Source organism: Serratia sp. H402Y, assembly GCF_051172415.1.
In the GTDB taxonomy this organism is placed as follows: Bacteria; Pseudomonadota; Gammaproteobacteria; order Enterobacterales; family Enterobacteriaceae; genus Serratia; species Serratia ureilytica.
Window position 1 is genome coordinate 149,921 of record NZ_JBPIYZ010000007.1, and the last position, 18,222, is coordinate 168,142.

Consider the following 18,222-nt stretch of genomic DNA (forward strand, 5'->3'; position numbering starts at 1 on the left):
CGGCTCAGGGCTGGCCGTCGAGCTGCAGCAGCGCCAAATCCTTCCTGCGCAGCACCAGGCTGACGCGGCGGGTTTTAATTTCTATCGGATCGCCCAGCGGCGCGACGCGCACCACGTCGAACGAAGAGCCGGGCAGCATGCCGAGCGATAACAATTTTTGGCGGTAGGCCGGCGCAATCTCGCTGGAAAAGCCGACAATCTTATATGTGTGTTTAGGTTGAAGCTGCATGTCATTAACCTTCCGGGTGCCGATGAGCATCGGGCTGATGATAATTGGACGTTGCCGGCGAAAATGCCACGCCGTCGGCGGTATTCATCCATAAGGTCATGCAATAAAGTGAGCGAAAATAATAGTAATTATCATTATCGCGTTCAATACAAAAAGTAAGGGTATTGTAACCAATTATTATGGTGACGGCAGTTTTTAATGGCGTTGTCTTGATTAACGATGTTTTATCACTGCTTGCACTTGGGAACAAATGAGAATGGCGAGTTAAATCAGTTACGTATTTGTAGCCAGGTTATCTCGTTTGCAAATGGCGATGGCGTTTTTTCCTTTTTTATTTCTGGTGAAAGGCAATTCAATAACATTATTCCGCCGTAATGCGAGCGGTAACCATTTGTGTTTCGCTCACAATTCGCAAAATGAAAAATACGTGTTAACGGAGTTGTTAATAAACGGCTGCAGAAGGGATTTTTGCTGGCTGAATAATGGGAGGACGGTCACACAAGAACGGGAAATAAAAAGATGATGGTTTATTGAGGCGGGTCAAAAATGCCGCAAGTTTTCTTCATTGGAAAGGGCGGAGCAGGCTCCGCCCTGTTGGTCTGACTTAGCGTTTCTTGCCGAAAGCCGCCGCCAGCGCGTCGCCCATGGCGCTGTTGCCGGCCGGCGCCGCATTGCGCGGTTTAGCCTTGTTGGCGGGCGCCGAACGGTTGGCGTTGTCGCGCTGTGCCGGCGCGTTGCCGCCGCGGCGCGGCGAGCCTTCGCCCGGTTGCTCATCCAGACGCATGCTCAGCGCGATGCGTTTGCGTTGCAGATCGACTTCCATCACCTTCACTTTGACGATGTCGCCGGCCTTCACCACGGTGTGCGGATCTTCGACGAACTTGTCCGCCAGCGAGGAGATGTGCACCAGGCCATCCTGATGCACGCCGATATCCACGAAGGCGCCGAAATTGGTGACGTTGGTCACCGACCCTTCCAGGATCATGCCCGGCTGCAGATCGTTGAGGGTTTCTACGCCTTCGGCAAAGGTGGCGGTTTTGAACTCAGGACGCGGGTCGCGGCCCGGCTTCTCCAGCTCTTTCAGGATGTCGGTGACCGTCGGCACGCCGAACTTGTCGTCGGTGAAATCGACCGCTTTCAGGCTGCGTACCGCCGAGGCGTTGCCCATCAGATCCTGCAGCGCCTGCTCGGTGGCGGCCAGAATGCGCTGCACCACCGGGTAGGCTTCCGGGTGGACGGTAGAGGCATCCAGCGGGTTGTCGCCGTGGTTGATGCGCAGGAAGCCGGCGCACTGTTCGAACGCTTTCGGCCCCAAACGGCTGACTTTCAGCAGCTGTTCACGGTTGCTGAAGCGGCCGTTCTCGTCGCGCCAGTTGACGATATTCTGCGCCATCATGCGCGTCAGGCCGGCCACGCGGGTCAGCAACGGCACCGAAGCGGTGTTCAGATCGACGCCGACGGCGTTCACGCAGTCTTCCACCACCGAGTCCAGCTTTTTCGCCAGCTGGCTCTGGCTGACGTCGTGCTGATACTGGCCGACGCCGATGGATTTCGGGTCGATCTTCACCAGCTCCGCCAGCGGATCCTGCAGACGACGGGCGATGGACACCGCGCCGCGCAGCGACACGTCGAGATCCGGGAACTCCTGCGCCGCCAGTTCGGACGCGGAGTACACCGACGCGCCCGCTTCGCTGACGATCACTTTTTGCGCCCGGACGTCGCTGAACTGCTTTTGCAGGTCGAGATAGAAACGCTCGGTTTCACGCGAAGCGGTACCGTTGCCGATCGCCACCAGCTCCACGTTGTGTTTGATGCACAGCGCCGCGACGATGGCGGCGGCTTTGGCCGCTTGCCCGGTGTGCGGATAGACGGTGTCGGTGGCCACCAGTTTGCCGGTCGCGTCGACCACGGCGACTTTCACCCCGGTGCGCAGGCCCGGATCGAGGCCCATGGTGGCGCGCATGCCGGCCGGCGCGGCCATCAACAGATCATGCATGTTGCGGGCGAAGACGTTGATCGCTTCATCCTCCGCGCGTTCGCGCACCGTGCCCATCAGCTCGGTTTCCAGGTGCAGCAACACCTTGATGCGCCAGGTCCAGTTGACCACCGCCTTGCGCCAGGCGTCGGCCGGAGCGTTGTTCAGGCGCAGATTGAGGTGATTGATGATGATCAGCTCCGCCTGGCTTTCGCGCGGCGCTTCCTCAAACTGCGGATCGGCGTTCAGCGCCAGCTGCAGCACGCCTTCGTTGCGGCCGCGGAACATCGCCAGCGCGCGGTGCGAAGGCACCTGGGAAATCGGTTCGTGGTGATCGAAGTAGTCGCGGAACTTGGCGCCTTCGTCTTCCTTGCCCTCGACCACTTTGGAGACCAGATGGGCGTTTTTCCACAGGTAGTCGCGCACCTTGGCCAGCAGCGCGGCGTCTTCGGCGAAGCGCTCCATCAGGATATAGCGCGCGCCGTCGAGGGCGGCTTTCACGTCCGCCACGCCCTTCTCGGCGTCGACGTAGCGTTCAGCCAGCTGTTCCGGCTGCTGTTGCGGATCCTGCCACAGCGTGTCCGCCAGCGGTTCCAGACCGGCTTCGATGGCGATCTGGCCACGGGTGCGGCGCTTGGGTTTGTACGGCAGGTAGAGATCTTCGAGTTCGGTCTTGCTCAGCGTGGCGTTGATCGCCCCCGCCAGTTGTTCGGTCAGTTTGCCCTGTTCATCGATCGACTTCAGGATGGTCTGACGACGATCTTCCAGTTCACGCAGATAACCCAGGCGGGTTTCCAGCTGGCGCAGTTGGGTGTCGTCCAGGCCCCCGGTGACTTCCTTACGATAGCGTGCAATAAAGGGCACGGTATTACCTTCATCCAGCAGACGGATGGCGGAGTCGACTTGCTCCGGCCGGGCCTGCAGTTCTGTTGCAATAATGCGGCTCAGTGGGTCATTCATAGGTCTGGTATCTGTATTGAGAACGGTGAATAAACAGGGGACAGTTATACGGATTGATCGCGGAAAATGCCAGCGGAGCGGGCCGCCGCCGCGCGGCCGCGGCGTGGAGAACAGCTCGGGCGGCGGCGTTGGCGGCGGTTCGGAAAAAGCTGAAAGCTTACTTCGGGTAGTTTATCTCGTTAACGTACCACTGCGCCTCGCCCAGCGGGGTATTGACAGTGGCGACGTCCCCGACCTCTTTTTTCAGCAGGGCGCGCGCCATCGGCGCATCGATGGAGATGTAATCCTTGCGGCCGAAAATCTCGTCGTAGCCGACGATGCGAAAACGTTTGATCTCGCCGTCGTCATTCTCCACCTCCACCCAGGCCCCGAAGAACACTTTGCCTTCCTGCTGCGGGGAGTAATCGACGATCTTCAACTGCTCCAGGCATTTGGTCAGATAGCGGACGCGGCGATCGATCTCGCGCAGCCGCTTCTTGTTGTATTGGTAATCGGCGTTTTCGCTTCTGTCGCCCAGGCTGGCGGCCCAGGTCACTTTCTTGGTCACCTCGGGGCGTTCTTCGCGCCAGAGGTAATCCAGCTCTTGTTTGAGCTTGTCATACCCTTCACGGGTTATCAGTTGAGTTCTCATCGTGATTTATCTTTATGGGGCCACCGCCACAGTGTACGTGAATGCGGAGGGCTTTAAAAATGGCGCGCGGGCCTGCGCCTTGTCGCACGGTTTTTATTCAGTTTGCGCAGCTTTTAACAATCGGGAGTATGCTTAGCGATAGCGGAAAAAGAATGTGACGAAAGGAGGATATCTGGCGAGAGAGACAAGGAATTTTGGCGCACAACCCAACACATTGAAGGTATTACCGCATGGAATTTAAAGATTACTACGCCACGATGGGCGTTGAGCCCAACGCCGATCTGAAAACCATCAAAACGGCCTACCGCCGGCTGGCGCGTAAATATCACCCTGACGTGAGCACCGAAGACGACGCCGAGAGCAAGTTCAAGGAACTGGCCGAAGCCTATGAGGTACTGAAGGACGACGAGCGCCGCGCCGAGTACGATCAGATCCGGCTGCATCGCAACGATCCGAACTTTGGCCGCCAGGCGCGCGGCGATCACGGCGGCTATCAGCAGAGCGCCTCATGGCACGGCGGCGGCGCCGACGCGCAAGACTTCTCCGACTTCTTCGAGAGCATGTTCGGCGGGCGGGCGGCGGGCGGGCACCGTTCCGCTTCGCACTCGCATGGCGGGCATGGCTTCCGCGGCCAGGATCTGGAGATGGAGGTGCCGCTGTTCCTCGAGGAAACGCTGCATGGTCAAAGCCGCGAGATTTCCTACAAGCTGCCGGTGTATGACGAACTGGGGCGGCAGGTAAGCGAAGCCAGCAAGACGCTGAACGTGAAAATTCCGGCCGGCGTGGGCGACGGCGAGCGCATTCGCCTCAAGGGGCAGGGCGTTGCCGGCGTGGGCGGCGGCCAGAACGGCGACCTGTATCTGGTTATCCGCCTCGCGCCGCACCCGCTGTTTGAGATAGACGGCCACAACCTGAGCATCGTGGCGCCGCTCGCTCCGTGGGAAGCGGCGCTCGGCGCCAGCATTGAGGTGCCGACGCTGACCGGCAAAATCGCGCTGACCGTGCCGGCCGGCAGCCAGAGCGGCAAACGGCTGCGGGTCAAAGGCAAAGGGCTGGCGGGCAAGAAAGAGCCCGGTGACCTGTACGTTATTCTCAAGGTGGTGATGCCGCCGAAGCCGAACGAGAAGGCCAGCGCCCTGTGGCGGGAACTGGCTGAACAGGCGGCGTTCAACCCGCGCGCGGAATGGGAGTAAAGCAGATGATGAAAAAAGAGATCACTTTCACCGTGGTGGAATTGTGTCAGAGGGTGGAGATTTCAGAGGACGAGCTGGTCGAGATCGTCGGCCTGGGCGTTATCGTGCCGCTGGAGCCGGCGCAGCCACGCTGGGAGTTTGATTATCCGGCGCTGAGCCATCTGCAGCGCGCACGCAGGCTGCGGGCGGAGCTGGATCTGGACTGGCCGGGGATCGCCATGGCGCTGACGCTGCTCGACCGGGTTGATGCGCTACAGCAAGAGAACCGACAGCTGCGCAGGCAGCTGGCGCGTTTCCTGCAAACTTCCTGACCCGAGAGCTGAACGCCACCGGGCGCTTCCCGGTGGCGAAATTGCACAAAATTGGGCCGTCGCCCCACATTGCGCCGATAAAGGGCGAAATTTTGACGAACCCCCGTCGACATTCACTGAAAATTGTTGATAAATGGGGAAAAGAATAAGCTTTGTAACAATTTCGTCTAGAATACATACCATTAAACGCTGTCTCAAATGGCAAGGTTTTCTAACAATATTCGAGTCAGGCAATAAAGCCTTTGGGAGTAATACCATGCAAGAGAATCATAAGATCCTGGTTGTCGATGATGACATGCGCCTGCGCGCGCTTTTAGAACGTTATTTAACCGAGCAGGGCTTCCAGGTTCGCAGCGTTGCCAACGCTGAGCAAATGGATCGCTTGCTGACTCGTGAATCCTTCCATTTGATGGTGCTCGATCTGATGTTGCCGGGCGAAGACGGCCTGTCCATCTGCCGCCGCCTGCGCAGTCAGAGCAACCCGATGCCGATCATTATGGTCACCGCGAAAGGCGAAGAGGTCGATCGCATCGTGGGCCTGGAAATCGGCGCCGACGACTACATTCCTAAACCGTTCAACCCGCGTGAGCTGTTGGCTCGTATCCGCGCGGTGCTGCGCCGTCAGGCGAACGAACTGCCGGGCGCGCCTTCGCAGGAAGAAGCGGTGATCGCTTTCGGCAAATTCAAACTGAACCTCGGCACCCGCGAGATGTTCCGCGAAGACGAGCCGATGCCGTTGACCAGCGGCGAGTTCGCGGTACTGAAGGCGCTGGTCAGCCACCCGCGTGAACCGCTGTCGCGCGATAAGCTGATGAACCTGGCGCGTGGCCGCGAATACAGCGCCATGGAACGCTCCATCGACGTGCAGATCTCTCGTCTGCGCCGTATGGTTGAAGAAGATCCGGCGCATCCGCGTTATATCCAGACCGTGTGGGGTCTCGGCTACGTCTTCGTCCCGGACGGCAGTAAGGCATGAGGCGATTGCGCTTTTCACCGCGTAGCTCGTTTGCCCGAACCCTGTTGTTGATCGTCACCTTGCTGTTCGTCAGCCTGGTGACGACCTATCTGGTGGTGCTGAACTTCGCCATCCTGCCCAGCCTGCAGCAGTTCAACAAGGTATTGGCCTACGAAGTGCGTATGCTGATGACCGATCGGCTACAGCTGGAGGACGGCACGCTGCTGGAGGTGCCGCCGGCGTTCCGCCGTGAGATCTACCGCGAGCTGGGCATCTCTCTCTACACCAACTCGGCGGCGGAGGAGAGCGGCCTGCGCTGGGCGCAGCACTACCAGTTCCTCAGCCAGCAGATGGCGCAGCAGCTCGGCGGGCCGACCGATGTGCGGGTGGAGGTGAACAAGAACTCCCCGGTGGTGTGGCTGAAAACCTGGCTGCAGCCCGATATCTGGGTGCGCGTGCCGCTGACGGAAATCCACCAGGGCGATTTCTCGCCGCTGTTCCGCTATACGCTGGCGATTATGCTGCTCGCGATCGGCGGCGCCTGGCTGTTTATTCGTATTCAAAACCGCCCGCTGGTGGAGCTGGAACATGCGGCGCTGCAGGTGGGCAAGGGCATTATTCCGCCGCCGCTGCGCGAGTATGGCGCTTCCGAAGTGCGGTCGGTGACTCGCGCATTCAATCAGATGGCGTCGGGCGTCAAACAGCTGGCGGATGACCGCACTTTGCTGATGGCCGGAGTCAGCCACGACCTGCGCACGCCGTTGACGCGCATCCGCCTGGCGACGGAGATGATGAGCGCCGAAGACGGCTATCTGGCCGAGTCGATCAATAAAGACATCGAAGAGTGCAACGCCATCATCGAGCAGTTCATCGATTATCTGCGCACCGGGCAGGAAATGCCGACTGAAAGCAGCGATCTGAACGCCATTTTAGGCGAAGTGGTCGCGGCCGAGAGCGGCTATGAGCGGGTGATTGAAACCGCGCTGTCGCCGGGCGAGCTGATGATGAACGTGCATCCGCTGTCGATTAAACGGGCGGCGGTGAATATGGTGGTGAACGCGGCGCGTTACGGCAACGGCTGGATCAAGGTCAGCAGCGGCCGTGAGCTGCAGCGCGGCTGGTTCCAGGTGGAAGATGACGGCCCGGGCATCAAGCCGGACGAGTTGAAGCACCTGCTGCAGCCGTTCGTACGCGGTGACAGCGCGCGCAGCACCAGCGGCACCGGCCTGGGGCTGGCGATCGTGCAGCGTATTATCGACGCGCATGATGGCGAACTGGATATCGGCACCAGCGAGCGCGGCGGGCTATTGATCCGCGCTTATATTCCGTTGCCGATGGAGAAAAAAGAGTCGACCAACGGCCATCAAACGGCCAGGGAAACCGCCTGACCTCTGATGTGGGCCGCGCCGCTGCGGCCCCGTCAGGACTTTCTGCTCATCACGTAGTATTCCGCCGCATCCTCATGCAACCGGCGGCCGGTCGGCGCCTGCCACGGATCGATTAATTCGATGCCGCAGTGGAGGAAGTCTTTGGTATTGCGGGTGGCCAGCGCGGCGCCGTAATGCAGGCAGGTGGCGGCGATTTGGGTATCGGGCACGCTCATCGCTTTACCCAACAGCCGATTCCTTGCCGTCAATTCCGCGTATTGCATCGCGCACAGCCCATCAAACGGCAATATCTGCCCCTCGAACTTCAATTCAATGGCGTCCGCCAATTTCAGCTTGAGATCCCGCTGGCGTTTGCCGTCAGGCATGCAGGCCACGCCGCTGAACAGTTCGGCGAGGACAATGGCGCTGAGATAGAGCTCGTCATTGTCCTTTTCATTTAACCAGTTAATGACGTTGTAGTACGGGCTGGGACGCAGCGTTTCTGAAATGACGTCGGTGTCGATAATGATCATGCGTTGTCATCTTCATCATCAAAGGTGACGATGCGTGGCGGCACGGCGTCACGCGGTGGGATCTCCAGCTCAACGCCGCCGAATTCGGCGAAGTGCTGATGCATCCAGGTACCCAATCCATAGCGCGGCGGCTTTTTCACCAGCGCCTGTTTCAGGATCATGCGCGCTTCCTCTTCCATGGAATGGCCGTTTTTCGCCGCTGAGATACGCAGCAGCTCTTTGATTTCGTCGTCCAGATTTCTGACGGTGATAGTAGCCATTGAAACCTCCTTTGCTATCAATGATTGCATTGACTTATTCTCTCGTCTCCCCGGTTAAAAAGCAATCAATTGAAATAAAAAAAGGCGCGGGATCCGCGCCTTAGCTGAAGAGGTAACGTTACCGAATTACAGCTTCGGGCCGGCGCTGACCAGCGCGGCGCCCGCAGGCGTGTCGGTGTATTTGTCGAAGTTGGTGATGAAGCGCTCGGCCAGATCCTGCGCTTTTTCCTGCCACTGCTCGAGGCTGGCGTAGGTGTTGCGCGGATCGAGGATCTCCGGGTTCACGCCAGGCAGCGCGGTCGGCATCGCCAGATCGAAGATAGGCAGGGTAACGGTTTCCGCCTTGTCGATTTCACCGCTCAGGATGGCGTCGATGATGCCGCGCGTATCTTTGATCGAGATGCGTTTGCCGGTGCCGTTCCAGCCGGTGTTGACCAGGTAAGCCTGGGCGCCGGCGGCCTGCATGCGTTTCACCAGCACTTCGGCGTACTGCGTCGGGTGCAGCGACAGGAATGCGGCGCCGAAGCAGGCGGAGAAGGTTGGCGTCGGCTCGGTCACGCCGCGCTCGGTGCCGGCCAGCTTGGCGGTGAAGCCGGACAGGAAGTGGTACTGAGTCTGGTTGGCGGTCAGGCGCGATACCGGCGGCAGCACGCCGAAGGCGTCGGCGGTCAGGAAGATCACCTTGGTGGCGTGACCCGCCTTGGACACCGGCTTGACGATGTTCTGGATATGGTAGATCGGGTAAGAAACGCGGGTATTCTCGGTTTTCGAACCGTCGTTGAAGTCGATGCTGCCGTCGGCCAACACGGTGACGTTTTCCAGCAGCGCATCGCGTTTGATGGCGTGGTAGATGTCCGGCTCGGCTTCTTCAGACAGCTTGATGGTCTTGGCGTAGCAACCGCCTTCGAAGTTGAACACGCCGTCGTCGTCCCAGCCGTGCTCGTCATCGCCGATCAGCTGACGCTTAGGATCGGTGGAGAGGGTGGTCTTGCCGGTGCCGGACAGGCCGAAGAACACCGCCACGTCGCCTTTCTCGCCCACGTTGGCCGAGCAGTGCATCGAGGCGATGCCTTTCAGCGGCAGCAGGTAGTTCATCATCGAGAACATGCCTTTCTTCATTTCGCCGCCGTACCAGGTGCCGCCGATCAGCTGCATGCGCTCGGTCAGGTTGAAGGCGACGAAGTTCTCCGAGTTCAGGCCTTGCTGCTGCCAGTTCGGGTTAGTGCATTTGGCGCCGTTCATCACCACGAAGTCCGGTTCGAAGTCTGCCAGCTCTTCGTCGCTCGGGCGGATGAACATGTTTTTCACGAAGTGCGCCTGCCAGGCCACCTCGGTGATGAAACGCACTTTCAGGCGCGAGTCGGCGTTGGCGCCGCAGAAGGTATCCACCACGAACAGGCGCTTGCCGGACAGTTGCTCGGTGACCAGGTGTTTCAGATCGGCCCAGACTTCCGGGCTGAGAGGTTTGTTGTCGTTTTTGCCTTTGCCCTGATCGGCCCACCACACGGTATCGCGGGTGATGTCGTCGCGGACGATGTATTTGTCTTTCGGCGAACGGCCGGTGAAGATGCCGGTATCGACGGAGACGGCACCCAGCTTGGTGACTACCCCACGCTCAAAACCTTCCAGAGATGGGTCTGTTTCTTCCTTAAACAGCAGTTCATAGCTCGGGTTGTGAACGATTTCGCTGACGTCGTGAATGCCGTAAGCGGCCAGATCCTGAGGGGTTATACCTTTAACGCGCATGTTACTACTCCTTGGTCACAGAATTTCTGGCGGCAATTGTAGGGATCTAACGGTGCGTAACCGCGATGGGTATCAAATATTTAACGTTTTAGGCGGTATTTCGTTACGATCTGAGAGATAGCACACGGAAAAAAGCAAACGTGCAAACGGCGGGGCTTGGCGGGCGCCGGGCGCGCCCGCCGAGAGGGTGTGACTTAGTGCAACCGGTCGCTTTCGCCGGCGTTGCCCGCATACAACGCGGCAACATCAACCGGGTCAAAGACATAGTGGCTGCCGCAGTAGTCGCAGTGCATGTCGATATTGCCGTCCTGCTCCAGCATGTCCGCCACTTCGTCGGTCGGCAGCGTCAGCAGCGCGTCGGCGCAACGCTGGCGTGAACAGGTACAACGGAATTGCACGTCCTGCGGTTCATACAGAGTGACTTCTTCCTGATGATACAGACGGTACAGCACCTCGTTGGCCGGCAGGCCGAACAGCTCTTCGCTTTTGACCGTGTTGGTCAGTTGCACCAGGTGATCGAAATCATCGAGGTTGCCGTCCTGCGCCGGCAGCACCTGCAGCAGCATGCCGGCCGCCGCGGCATTGCCTTCCGCTTCGCCGGTGCGGATGAACAGGCGGGTCGGCAACTGTTCAGACTGGCGGAAGTAAGCTTCCAGGCATTCGGCCAGCGTTTCCCCTTCCAGACCGACCACGCCCTGATAGCGTTCGCCTTCCGTTGGGGAAATGGTGATGACCATGACGCCGTTGCCGATCATCTGATGCAGGGTGCTGTCGTCGGCGATAGGCGCCTGGGTGCGCGCAACGCCGCGCATCTCCTGGCGGTTGTTGCCATTGATCACCGCCAGCTTCAGCGGGCCGTCGCCTTGCAGCTGAACGGTGATGTCGCCGTCGAACTTCAGGGTTGCGGTCAGCAGACTGGTGGCGACCAGCAGCTCGCCCAGCAGTTTTTGCACCGGCGCCGGGTAGTCGTGGTTGTTCAGGATCTGCTGATAGGTTTCGCTGACGGTAACCAGCTCGCCGCGCACCGCGTAGTTTTCAAACAGGTAACGGTGCAATTGGTCATGGTTGGACATAATCTTCTCTCATTGCGGTGAGGGGTTATTCCTGCTCACCAAATTTAAATTTCATCAGGTCGCGCCGCTCCTTTTTGTCCGGACGTCGGTCCGGATGCGGCATGGTCAACGCGTTCATCTTGCGCGCCAGCGCCATTTTTTCGCGGTTAGCGATGCTGGCTTCGGTTTCCTGATACATTTGCTGCGCCTCGTTGGCGCCGCGGCGTTGGCTGGTCAGCGCCAGCACGATCACCGTACGTTCTTCGTTGCCCTGCCGCAGTTTGAGCTCGGCGTTGAGCTCGACAATCTTGCTCGGCTTGCCGCGCTGGCCGTTGTAATGCACCTTGCCGCCGTCGATCATTTCGCGCGCCAGCGCGCGGGTCTTGTAGAAGCGTGCGGCCCACAGCCACTTATCCAGTCGGACCGCGTCGTCGCGCGTCGCTTTTTCCTTCATGCTTCCCCCTTGGGCAGCGCCGGTATCAGCAGGCGGTAGTCGCGCATCGACGGATGGCGCTGGAAGCTTTTCTCCGCCGTGCTGGAGTCCGGGTTTTGCACGCCCAGGCAGTAACGAATGCCGAAAGTGCGCGCCGCGTCGAGGATCGGCTCGCCGTCGTCGACAAACAGCGTGCGCTGCGGGTTGAATCCGGTGTGCTGTTGCACTGCCTGCCACAGACGCTGATCTTCTTTCGGATAACCAAATGTGTGGGTGGAAAACAATAAATCAAGGTGCCGATCGAGGCCGGTATGCTCGATTTTCACCGCCAGGCTGTGCGGATGGGCGTTGGTCAGCAAAATGGTTTGCAGGCCGGCGTCGCGCAGCGCCCGTAAAAAAGGCTCGGTGTCTTCGCGCAGCCGGGCGCGGCTGCCCACTTCGCTGGTCATGCGGTAAATGTCCAGATCCAGCCGCTCGCTCCAGTAATCGAAGCAATACCAGTTCATGGTGTGCTGCACCGCCTGATATTCCCGCTCGATGATGTGGCGGGCTTCGTCGAACGGAATGGCGCGCCTTTCGCTCAGCGCCTGCGGCACCAGGCTGAGCCAAAAGTGGCTGTCGAACTCCAGATCCAGCAATGTGCCGTCCATGTCCAGCAGCACGGTATCGATCTGCGGCCAATCAAACTCGGGAACCATAAAAACTCCACGGGCGGACCGACGGGCAGTCCGCAGATGAGAATAATAGCGTTAGCGTAGCATAAGCGGATGACAGGGCCGAAGCCCCGGCGTCAGGTTCAGGCCATCGGCCGCATCGACATCGGATTGAGCTGCGGATTGAAGCAGCTGTCGTAGTAACGCTGGATATCGGCGACGCGGTGCTGATTGATGCGCCGACGCTGCACCAGCCGCCAGGCGTTATAACCCAGGCTGACCACTACGGCCAGCAACAACAGGCTGGTGCCGAGATAGCGCCACAGGGTGATCATGTCCGGTTCGCTGTGCAACGCCACGTGGCGAGTGCCATTGGCGTCAACGCTGAGGCTGGTGATCACGCCCTGCGCCTGGAATGGGGTATGCAGCAGCAGGTTGGACTGGCGCTGCAGCTCATTCCACTGGTCGAGCGCGTTGTATTCGCTTTGCGGCGTCTGCGGCTGGGGGTGACTGACCCACTGGCGGCCTTCGTCGCTGCGGATCAGGAAACCGCCTGGCGGCGGGCTGTTGAGCGCAGCGGCGGCCAGTCGCGTCTCATTGAAGATGAACGACGAGGTGGCCACTTTGGTCAGGCTTTCCAGCGATTCGGCGCTGACCGGACGAAGCAGGACGTTGACGCCTTGCAGCGCGCCGGATTTGGCGCGTTTCACCAGGCTGCTCCAGTTTTTCGCGTTGCCCAGGTTAACCAGCGCGTTTTTCAGCCGTACGCAGTCGTTTTCCGTCTGGCACAGATCCTGCGTTTTCAGCACGATATCGGAGAAATCGTCCAGCAGGATCATGCCGGATTTCTCGATGGCGCTGGCCAGCTGCGGGTTGACCTTCTGATCGGCGCCGCTCGGATGCAGCTGACCGCTGACCGTCGCCAGCAGGGCTGTCGCTTTGTCTATGACTTCCGATTCCGGCTGCGGCAGCGGGGCGGCGGTGTTCCAATAGATGCCGGAGCAGTCGAACGGCGCAAAATTGACGGCGCCGCCGCCGTTGGCCGGCGGCGGGACATAGCACATGCCGCTGCCGCGCACTTTCAGCGTGTCGCCGATGCGCAGCGGCGTGGCCTCCAGCGCCTGTACGCTGGTCACTTCCACTTTTTGCGCGCCTTGCAGCCAGGCCATGCTGAGGGTCAACGGCAGGTTGAGCGGGATATAGATCAGCAGCAGCAGCAGAACCAGCGCCGAGCTGGCGACCAGCACCGCATTGCGGCCCCACTGCTGCAACGGGAAATTCTTCACTTCGTCATGCAGCGACAGGAAACGCCCCTGCCGCACCACCTGACGGTTGAGATAGACGTCCACATCGGTGGTTTTGCCCAGATCCTGCGTCAGGTACGGTTGCCAGTGCGGCGGATAGATCAGATCGATAATGCCGAGCGAAATATTGCTGATCTGCCCCTGGCCGGATTCGCCGAACAGGCCCCAGCGCTTTGGCGTGCCGCGCAGGCAGTGGATCTCTTTCAACTCGCGCGACGCCGGGCGGCGGAACAGGTTCCACCCTCCCCAGGCGATCATCAGCACCGCCACGAAAATCATCCAGGGGATCACCAGCACCGGGCTGATCAGGCTGAAGAACAGCAGCAGCAGCGCGGCGGAGATGATGACGGCTTCACGGATGCCGTTCGGCCGGTTCAGCGCATGCTCTTCCGGCGTTTCCTTGCGAATGTTCACCAGCTCGACATGCTCGCTCTCTTCCTTGCGGATGGAGGCGTTTTTGGTCGGCGCGGCGGTCACGACCGGCGGCTGCGGCCGGTCGTGGATATGATCTTTCAGCGAGTGCCCGTTGAGCGAAATCACCAGCGGCAGCGTCTGGGTTCGGATCACTTCCACATGGTTGTCGGCGGTGATGTAGGGTTCCCAAAACGGGGGGAGGTGCACCTCTTCAGCGTCGAGGTAATAGCGCCATTTATTGGGATCGTCGCTGGCCAGCCCGTAACGGGTGATGGCGTGCGTCACGGGATAAACGTTATCGCTTTGCGGGGTGAGCGCCAGTTTGGCTGCGGGCAGCGTAGCGCCGCCGCCGGGCAACAGTTTGTTGCTCAGCTTGTTTTGTTGATTGAGGTAGAACTCGACCGCCGCGCGTTCTTCGTCGGTCAGCTTGCGGTGGGCGGGTTTGATAAACGGCAGCGTGCGCGCCAGCGCCGTCGGGTGGCGGGCCTTGAACCACAGGTACAGGCCGGCGGCAATCAGGCAGACAAGCACTAAGGCCAATATCAACACTATTGTGCTCATGCAATCCCCATCTCACACCCGTGAATTTCGCCAACCTGATGAAAAGCTGAATATTATACGGAGTAAACCGCCAGGAGGCACCCAGAACTAATGAGGGAACAAACAGATTTTCGCTTTGGATCTCATTCCTTCATGAAGCAAGGTCATTTTATCACTGATTCTTGCCTGCGTGATACTAGCAACCGGCCCCTGCCGTCGATATCGGCATTATCCTATTTTCATGCGCGCTGTTTGCTGAATCAGTGCAGAAAATCGCCCGCGGCTGGCGACGCTTGTTAAAAGAAAGTAAATTACTGTTCATGCGCGTTGCGGCCGAGCTTGCCCTTAACGCACAATGTGATCAAGATCGAATTTGGTCAGCGTTTGAGCGCCAACGAGCCGTGCGTTACGCCAATCATTTTTTCGGTTGCCCTGTCCGCGCCTGGGCAACCTCTTTGAGGCAATCATGGATAAACACCTGCAAAAACCTAAAATTCTGAAAGTGGAAACGGTCGCGCGTTCGCGTTTGTTCAACGTCGAGTCGGTCGATTTGGAATTCAGCAACGGTGTGCGGCGGGTGTATGAGCGCATGCGGCCTTCGGATCGCGAAGCGGTGATGATTGTGCCGGTGATTGGCGATGACCTGCTGCTGATCCGCGAATATGCGGTGGGCACTGAATCCTATGAGCTCGGCTTCCCGAAAGGGTTGATCGATCCCGGCGAGGGGGTGCTGGAGGCGGCCAACCGCGAGCTGATGGAAGAGGTGGGATTCGGCGCCAGACGCTTTGATTTCCTCAGCAAGCTGACGATGGCACCATCCTACTTTTCCAGCAAAATGAATATCGTGCTGGCGCACGATCTCTACCCGCAGAGCCTGGAGGGGGACGAACCGGAACCCCTGCCGCAGGTGCGCTGGCCGATCGCCAACATGATGGCGCTGCTGGCGGAACCGGATTTCCGTGAGGCGCGCAACGTCAGCGCGCTGTTCCTCTCCGAGGCGTTTCTGCGCGCTTCGCGCTGAGACGCTTCACGCCGCATAAAAAAAGGGCCAGATTTCTCTGGCCCTTTTCGATCAGAACAGCTCGTGGCTTTCGCCACCCGGATCGGTCAGCGTGGTGCCGGTATCGCGTGATGGGTAATCCGTCGGCTGCGTTCCTTCGATAAAGTACTCGGAACGGCTGCCGCCGCCACCGCCAGAGAGCTTGCCGCTGCTCTTGTCGATGGTGACGCTGATGATGCCCGGCGGCGGCGTGACTTTCTGCTCCGGAATGCCTTCCAGCGCGATCTTCATGAAGTCGTCCCACGCCGGCTGGGCGCTCTTGGCACCGCCTTCGCCGCCGGAAATCTGATCCGGGATGGCGCCGGACACCGTCGAACGGCCCAGATCGCGGCGGTGATCGTCGAAGCCGATCCACACCGACGTCACGGTATCCGGGCCATAGCCGGAGAACCAGGCGTCTTTGGAACTGTTGGTGGTACCGGTTTTACCGCCGATATCATGACGTTTCAGATCGCGCCCGGCGCGCCAGGCGGTGCCCATCCAACCCGGTTCACCGAAGATGTTGCTGTTCAGCGCGTCGTGGATCAGGAAGGCCAGCGGCGTGCTGATCACGTGTGGCGCATACTGTTGGTCGCCGTCCTGCTGCACCTGAGCCGGGGTCACCTGCTCCAGCTGCGGCATCGGCACCGTGCTGTTGCTGCCTTCCTGCGAGGTGGCGACGTTTTCGATGTTGTCATCGGACAGCACGGCCGAACGGTGAGTATCACCGTAGATGACCGGCAGGTTGCAGCTGCTGCAAACCACTTTAGGTTTGGCTTCGAACACCGTATTGCCGTTGTCGTCTTCAATTTTGGTGATGAAGTACGGATCGACCAGATAACCGCCGTTCGCCAGCACCGCGTAACCGCGCACCAGCTGCATTGGGGTGAAGGAAGCGGAGCCCAGCGCCAGCGATTCGGTATGCACGATGTTCTGTGCCGGGAAGCCGAAGCGCTGCAGATATTCCGCCGCGTAGTCGACGCCCATCGCACGCATCGCGCGCACCATCACCACGTTCTTCGACTGCCCCAGCCCTTGACGCAGACGAATCGGGCCATCGTAGGTCGGCGGCGAGTTCTTCGGCCGCCAGTCGGTGCCGGCGCCGGCATCCCAACGGGTGATCGGCAAGTCGTTCAGGATGGTGGCCAGCGTCAGGCCTTTATCCATCGCGGCGGTATACAGGAACGGTTTGATGTTCGAGCCCACCTGACGCAGGGCCTGAGTGACGCGGTTGAACTTGCTCTGGTTGAAATCGAAGCCGCCGACCAGCGCTTTCACCGCGCCGTCGTTCGGGTTGATGGAAACCAGCGCCGAGTTGACGTCCGGCACCTGCGACAGCCACCAGGCCTCGTTCACTTTACGCACCCAGACCTGCTGGCCTGGCTGCACCACGTCGGTGACGCGTTTCGGCGTTGGGCCTTGCTGAGTGTCTGAACGGTATGGGCGCGCCCAGCGCATGGTGGCCATCGGCAGGGCAATGCTGCTGCCGTCGGCCAGCATCGCCGTCGCTTCCTGCGGGTTGGCGGCGGTGATGACCGCCGGCGCCAGCGGGCCGTAGTTCGGCAGGTTTTTCAGCGAGTCGACAATCTGTTTGCGATCCCAGGCCGCTTCGCCGACTTTCCACAGCACGTTTGACGGGCCGCGATAGCCGTGGCGCATGTCATAGGCCAACACGTTATTGCGCACCGATTCCTGCGCCGCCAGCTGCAGCCGTTTGGTCACGGTGGTGTAAACCTTATAACCGTCGGTATAGGCGTTTTCACCGTAGCGCTTGATCATCTCCTGACGCACCATCTCGGAGAGATACGGGGCGGAGAAGCTGATTTCCGGCGCATGGTAGTTGGCGACCAAATCTTCAGAACGCGCCTGATCGTACTGCGCCTGCGTGATGTAGTGTTCGTCCAGCATGCGCGACAGCACTACGTTGCGGCGGGCAACGGCGCGATCGTGCGAATAGAGCGGGTTGAAGGTGGACGGCGCTTTCGGCAGGCCGGCGATGGTCGCCATCTCGCTCAGGGTGAGCTGACTGACGTCCTTGCCGAAATAGACCTGCGCGGCGGCGCCCACGCCGTAAGCGCGGTAACCCAGGTAGATCTTGTTCAGATACAGCTCAAGGATTTCATCTTTGGTCAGCATCTGCTCGATGCGTACCGCCAGGAAGGCTTCCTTGATTTTACGCATCAGGGTGCGTTCCGGGCTTAAGAAGAAGTTACGCGCCAGCTGTTGGGTAATGGTGCTGGCCCCCTGGGAAGCGTGGCCGGAGACCAACGCGATGGAGGCCGCGCGGAAGATGCCGACCGGATCGACACCGTGGTGATCATAGAAGCGGCTGTCTTCGGTGGCGATAAATGCGTGCACCATCACCGGCGGAATTTGATCCAACTTCAGCGGAATGCGGCGCTTCTCGCCGTACTGGGCGATCAGTTCGCCATCGGCGCTGTAAACCTGCATCGGTATCTGCAGCCGCACGTCTTTCAGCGTTGCGACGTCGGGCAGCTGCGGCTCGACATATTTGTACAAGCCGAAAATCGAGGCTGCTCCCAGCACGATGCAACATACTGCAAGGATTAGTAAATACTTTACGAACTTCACCTGAGATTTCCCATTTCTAAGTCATTTGGGCAGTT

General features: G+C 59.7%; 16 protein-coding genes. 5 read left to right on the plus strand and 11 right to left on the minus strand.

Annotation, left to right across the window (positions count from 1 at the left end):
- Positions 1 to 4: 4 nt before the first annotated feature.
- The 3 genes from feoA to greB form a co-directional block, all read right to left on the minus strand.
- On the minus strand, positions 5 to 229 hold the full coding sequence (gene feoA / locus ACSBQS_RS23095; protein WP_042785505.1) for a ferrous iron transporter A: 225 nt from the start codon (positions 227 to 229) through the stop codon (positions 5 to 7).
- Positions 230 to 833: 604 nt separating this feature from the next.
- Positions 834 to 3,164: a Tex family protein gene (locus ACSBQS_RS23100; RefSeq protein WP_042785504.1), complete on the minus strand. Its 2,331-nt coding sequence runs from the start codon at positions 3,162 to 3,164 to the stop codon at positions 834 to 836.
- A gap of 157 nt (positions 3,165 to 3,321) precedes the next feature.
- A complete protein-coding gene (gene greB / locus ACSBQS_RS23105; protein WP_033645289.1) occupies positions 3,322 to 3,795 on the minus strand; it encodes a transcription elongation factor GreB in 474 nt (157 codons plus the stop codon).
- A 230-nt stretch (positions 3,796 to 4,025) separates the two neighbouring features.
- On the opposite strand from greB, the gene cbpA reads away from it, so the two are divergent.
- The 4 genes from cbpA to envZ all read left to right on the plus strand — a co-directional run bounded on the left by cbpA (position 4,026) and on the right by envZ (position 7,642).
- Entirely contained in the window at positions 4,026 to 4,988 is a 963-nt protein-coding gene (gene cbpA, locus ACSBQS_RS23110; protein WP_033645288.1) for a curved DNA-binding protein, read from the plus strand.
- Positions 4,989 to 4,993: 5 nt separating this feature from the next.
- Positions 4,994 to 5,299 carry a chaperone modulator CbpM gene (locus ACSBQS_RS23115; protein ID WP_004930739.1) on the plus strand — a complete coding sequence of 102 codons (306 nt, stop codon included), beginning with the start codon at positions 4,994 to 4,996 and terminating at the stop codon, positions 5,297 to 5,299.
- Positions 5,300 to 5,555: 256 nt separating this feature from the next.
- Positions 5,556 to 6,275: an osmolarity response regulator transcription factor OmpR gene (ompR, locus tag ACSBQS_RS23120; protein ID WP_004709363.1), complete on the plus strand. Its 720-nt coding sequence runs from the start codon at positions 5,556 to 5,558 to the stop codon at positions 6,273 to 6,275.
- Positions 6,272 to 7,642, plus strand: coding sequence for a two-component system sensor histidine kinase EnvZ (gene envZ, locus ACSBQS_RS23125; protein ID WP_033645286.1), 1,371 nt, complete (start codon positions 6,272 to 6,274; stop codon positions 7,640 to 7,642). Before ompR ends, envZ begins: the two co-directional genes overlap by 4 nt.
- Before the next feature lie 32 nt (positions 7,643 to 7,674).
- Here the strand turns inward: envZ and ACSBQS_RS23130 are convergent, their stop codons facing one another.
- The 7 genes from ACSBQS_RS23130 to ACSBQS_RS23160 form a co-directional block, all read right to left on the minus strand.
- Positions 7,675 to 8,154, minus strand: coding sequence for a type II toxin-antitoxin system VapC family toxin (locus ACSBQS_RS23130; RefSeq protein WP_033645285.1), 480 nt, complete (start codon positions 8,152 to 8,154; stop codon positions 7,675 to 7,677).
- Positions 8,151 to 8,414 carry a FitA-like ribbon-helix-helix domain-containing protein gene (locus ACSBQS_RS23135; RefSeq protein ID WP_004930730.1) on the minus strand — a complete coding sequence of 88 codons (264 nt, stop codon included), beginning with the start codon at positions 8,412 to 8,414 and terminating at the stop codon, positions 8,151 to 8,153. Before ACSBQS_RS23135 ends, ACSBQS_RS23130 begins: the two co-directional genes overlap by 4 nt.
- Before the next feature lie 126 nt (positions 8,415 to 8,540).
- Entirely contained in the window at positions 8,541 to 10,160 is a 1,620-nt protein-coding gene (pckA, locus tag ACSBQS_RS23140) for a phosphoenolpyruvate carboxykinase (ATP) (protein ID WP_015379308.1), read from the minus strand.
- Between the two features lie 194 nt (positions 10,161 to 10,354).
- Positions 10,355 to 11,233: an Hsp33 family molecular chaperone HslO gene (gene hslO, locus ACSBQS_RS23145; RefSeq protein ID WP_033645284.1), complete on the minus strand. Its 879-nt coding sequence runs from the start codon at positions 11,231 to 11,233 to the stop codon at positions 10,355 to 10,357.
- A 25-nt stretch (positions 11,234 to 11,258) separates the two neighbouring features.
- Positions 11,259 to 11,666, minus strand: a complete 408-nt coding sequence (gene hslR, locus ACSBQS_RS23150) for a ribosome-associated heat shock protein Hsp15 (RefSeq protein WP_033645283.1) — start codon at positions 11,664 to 11,666, stop codon at positions 11,259 to 11,261.
- Positions 11,663 to 12,343, minus strand: coding sequence for a GMP/IMP nucleotidase (yrfG, locus tag ACSBQS_RS23155; protein ID WP_047026496.1), 681 nt, complete (start codon positions 12,341 to 12,343; stop codon positions 11,663 to 11,665). Before yrfG ends, hslR begins: the two co-directional genes overlap by 4 nt.
- Positions 12,344 to 12,441: 98 nt before the next feature.
- Positions 12,442 to 14,577, minus strand: coding sequence for an intracellular growth attenuator family protein (locus tag ACSBQS_RS23160; RefSeq protein ID WP_042785500.1), 2,136 nt, complete (start codon positions 14,575 to 14,577; stop codon positions 12,442 to 12,444).
- A gap of 445 nt (positions 14,578 to 15,022) precedes the next feature.
- Here ACSBQS_RS23160 and nudE point away from each other — a divergent pair, with 445 nt between their 5' ends.
- Positions 15,023 to 15,577, plus strand: coding sequence for an ADP compounds hydrolase NudE (nudE, locus tag ACSBQS_RS23165; RefSeq protein WP_033645281.1), 555 nt, complete (start codon positions 15,023 to 15,025; stop codon positions 15,575 to 15,577).
- Between the two features lie 51 nt (positions 15,578 to 15,628).
- Here nudE and mrcA read toward each other — a convergent pair whose 3' ends face one another.
- The gene (gene mrcA, locus ACSBQS_RS23170) at positions 15,629 to 18,187 is read right to left on the minus strand and encodes a peptidoglycan glycosyltransferase/peptidoglycan DD-transpeptidase MrcA (protein WP_033645280.1); all 2,559 of its coding nucleotides are present in this window, start codon (positions 18,185 to 18,187) and stop codon (positions 15,629 to 15,631) included.
- Positions 18,188 to 18,222: the final 35 nt, after the last annotated feature.

Excerpts from the sequence above, each read along its gene's own strand:
- nudE (WP_033645281.1), top strand. The coding sequence starts at position 15,023 with ATGGATAAACACCTGCAAAAACCTAAAATTCTGAAAGTGGAAACGGTC.
- pckA (WP_015379308.1), bottom strand. The coding sequence starts at position 10,160 with ATGCGCGTTAAAGGTATAACCCCTCAGGATCTGGCCGCTTACGGCATT.
- cbpA (WP_033645288.1), top strand. The coding sequence starts at position 4,026 with ATGGAATTTAAAGATTACTACGCCACGATGGGCGTTGAGCCCAACGCC.
- hslO (WP_033645284.1), bottom strand. The coding sequence starts at position 11,233 with ATGTCCAACCATGACCAATTGCACCGTTACCTGTTTGAAAACTACGCG.
- ACSBQS_RS23115 (WP_004930739.1), top strand. The coding sequence starts at position 4,994 with ATGATGAAAAAAGAGATCACTTTCACCGTGGTGGAATTGTGTCAGAGG.
- ACSBQS_RS23130 (WP_033645285.1), bottom strand. The coding sequence starts at position 8,154 with ATGATCATTATCGACACCGACGTCATTTCAGAAACGCTGCGTCCCAGC.
- ACSBQS_RS23160 (WP_042785500.1), bottom strand. The coding sequence starts at position 14,577 with ATGAGCACAATAGTGTTGATATTGGCCTTAGTGCTTGTCTGCCTGATT.
- greB (WP_033645289.1), bottom strand. The coding sequence starts at position 3,795 with ATGAGAACTCAACTGATAACCCGTGAAGGGTATGACAAGCTCAAACAA.
- ACSBQS_RS23135 (WP_004930730.1), bottom strand. The coding sequence starts at position 8,414 with ATGGCTACTATCACCGTCAGAAATCTGGACGACGAAATCAAAGAGCTG.
- yrfG (WP_047026496.1), bottom strand. The coding sequence starts at position 12,343 with ATGGTTCCCGAGTTTGATTGGCCGCAGATCGATACCGTGCTGCTGGAC.
- feoA (WP_042785505.1), bottom strand. The coding sequence starts at position 229 with ATGCAGCTTCAACCTAAACACACATATAAGATTGTCGGCTTTTCCAGC.
- envZ (WP_033645286.1), top strand. The coding sequence starts at position 6,272 with ATGAGGCGATTGCGCTTTTCACCGCGTAGCTCGTTTGCCCGAACCCTG.
- hslR (WP_033645283.1), bottom strand. The coding sequence starts at position 11,666 with ATGAAGGAAAAAGCGACGCGCGACGACGCGGTCCGACTGGATAAGTGG.
- ompR (WP_004709363.1), top strand. The coding sequence starts at position 5,556 with ATGCAAGAGAATCATAAGATCCTGGTTGTCGATGATGACATGCGCCTG.
- ACSBQS_RS23100 (WP_042785504.1), bottom strand. The coding sequence starts at position 3,164 with ATGAATGACCCACTGAGCCGCATTATTGCAACAGAACTGCAGGCCCGG.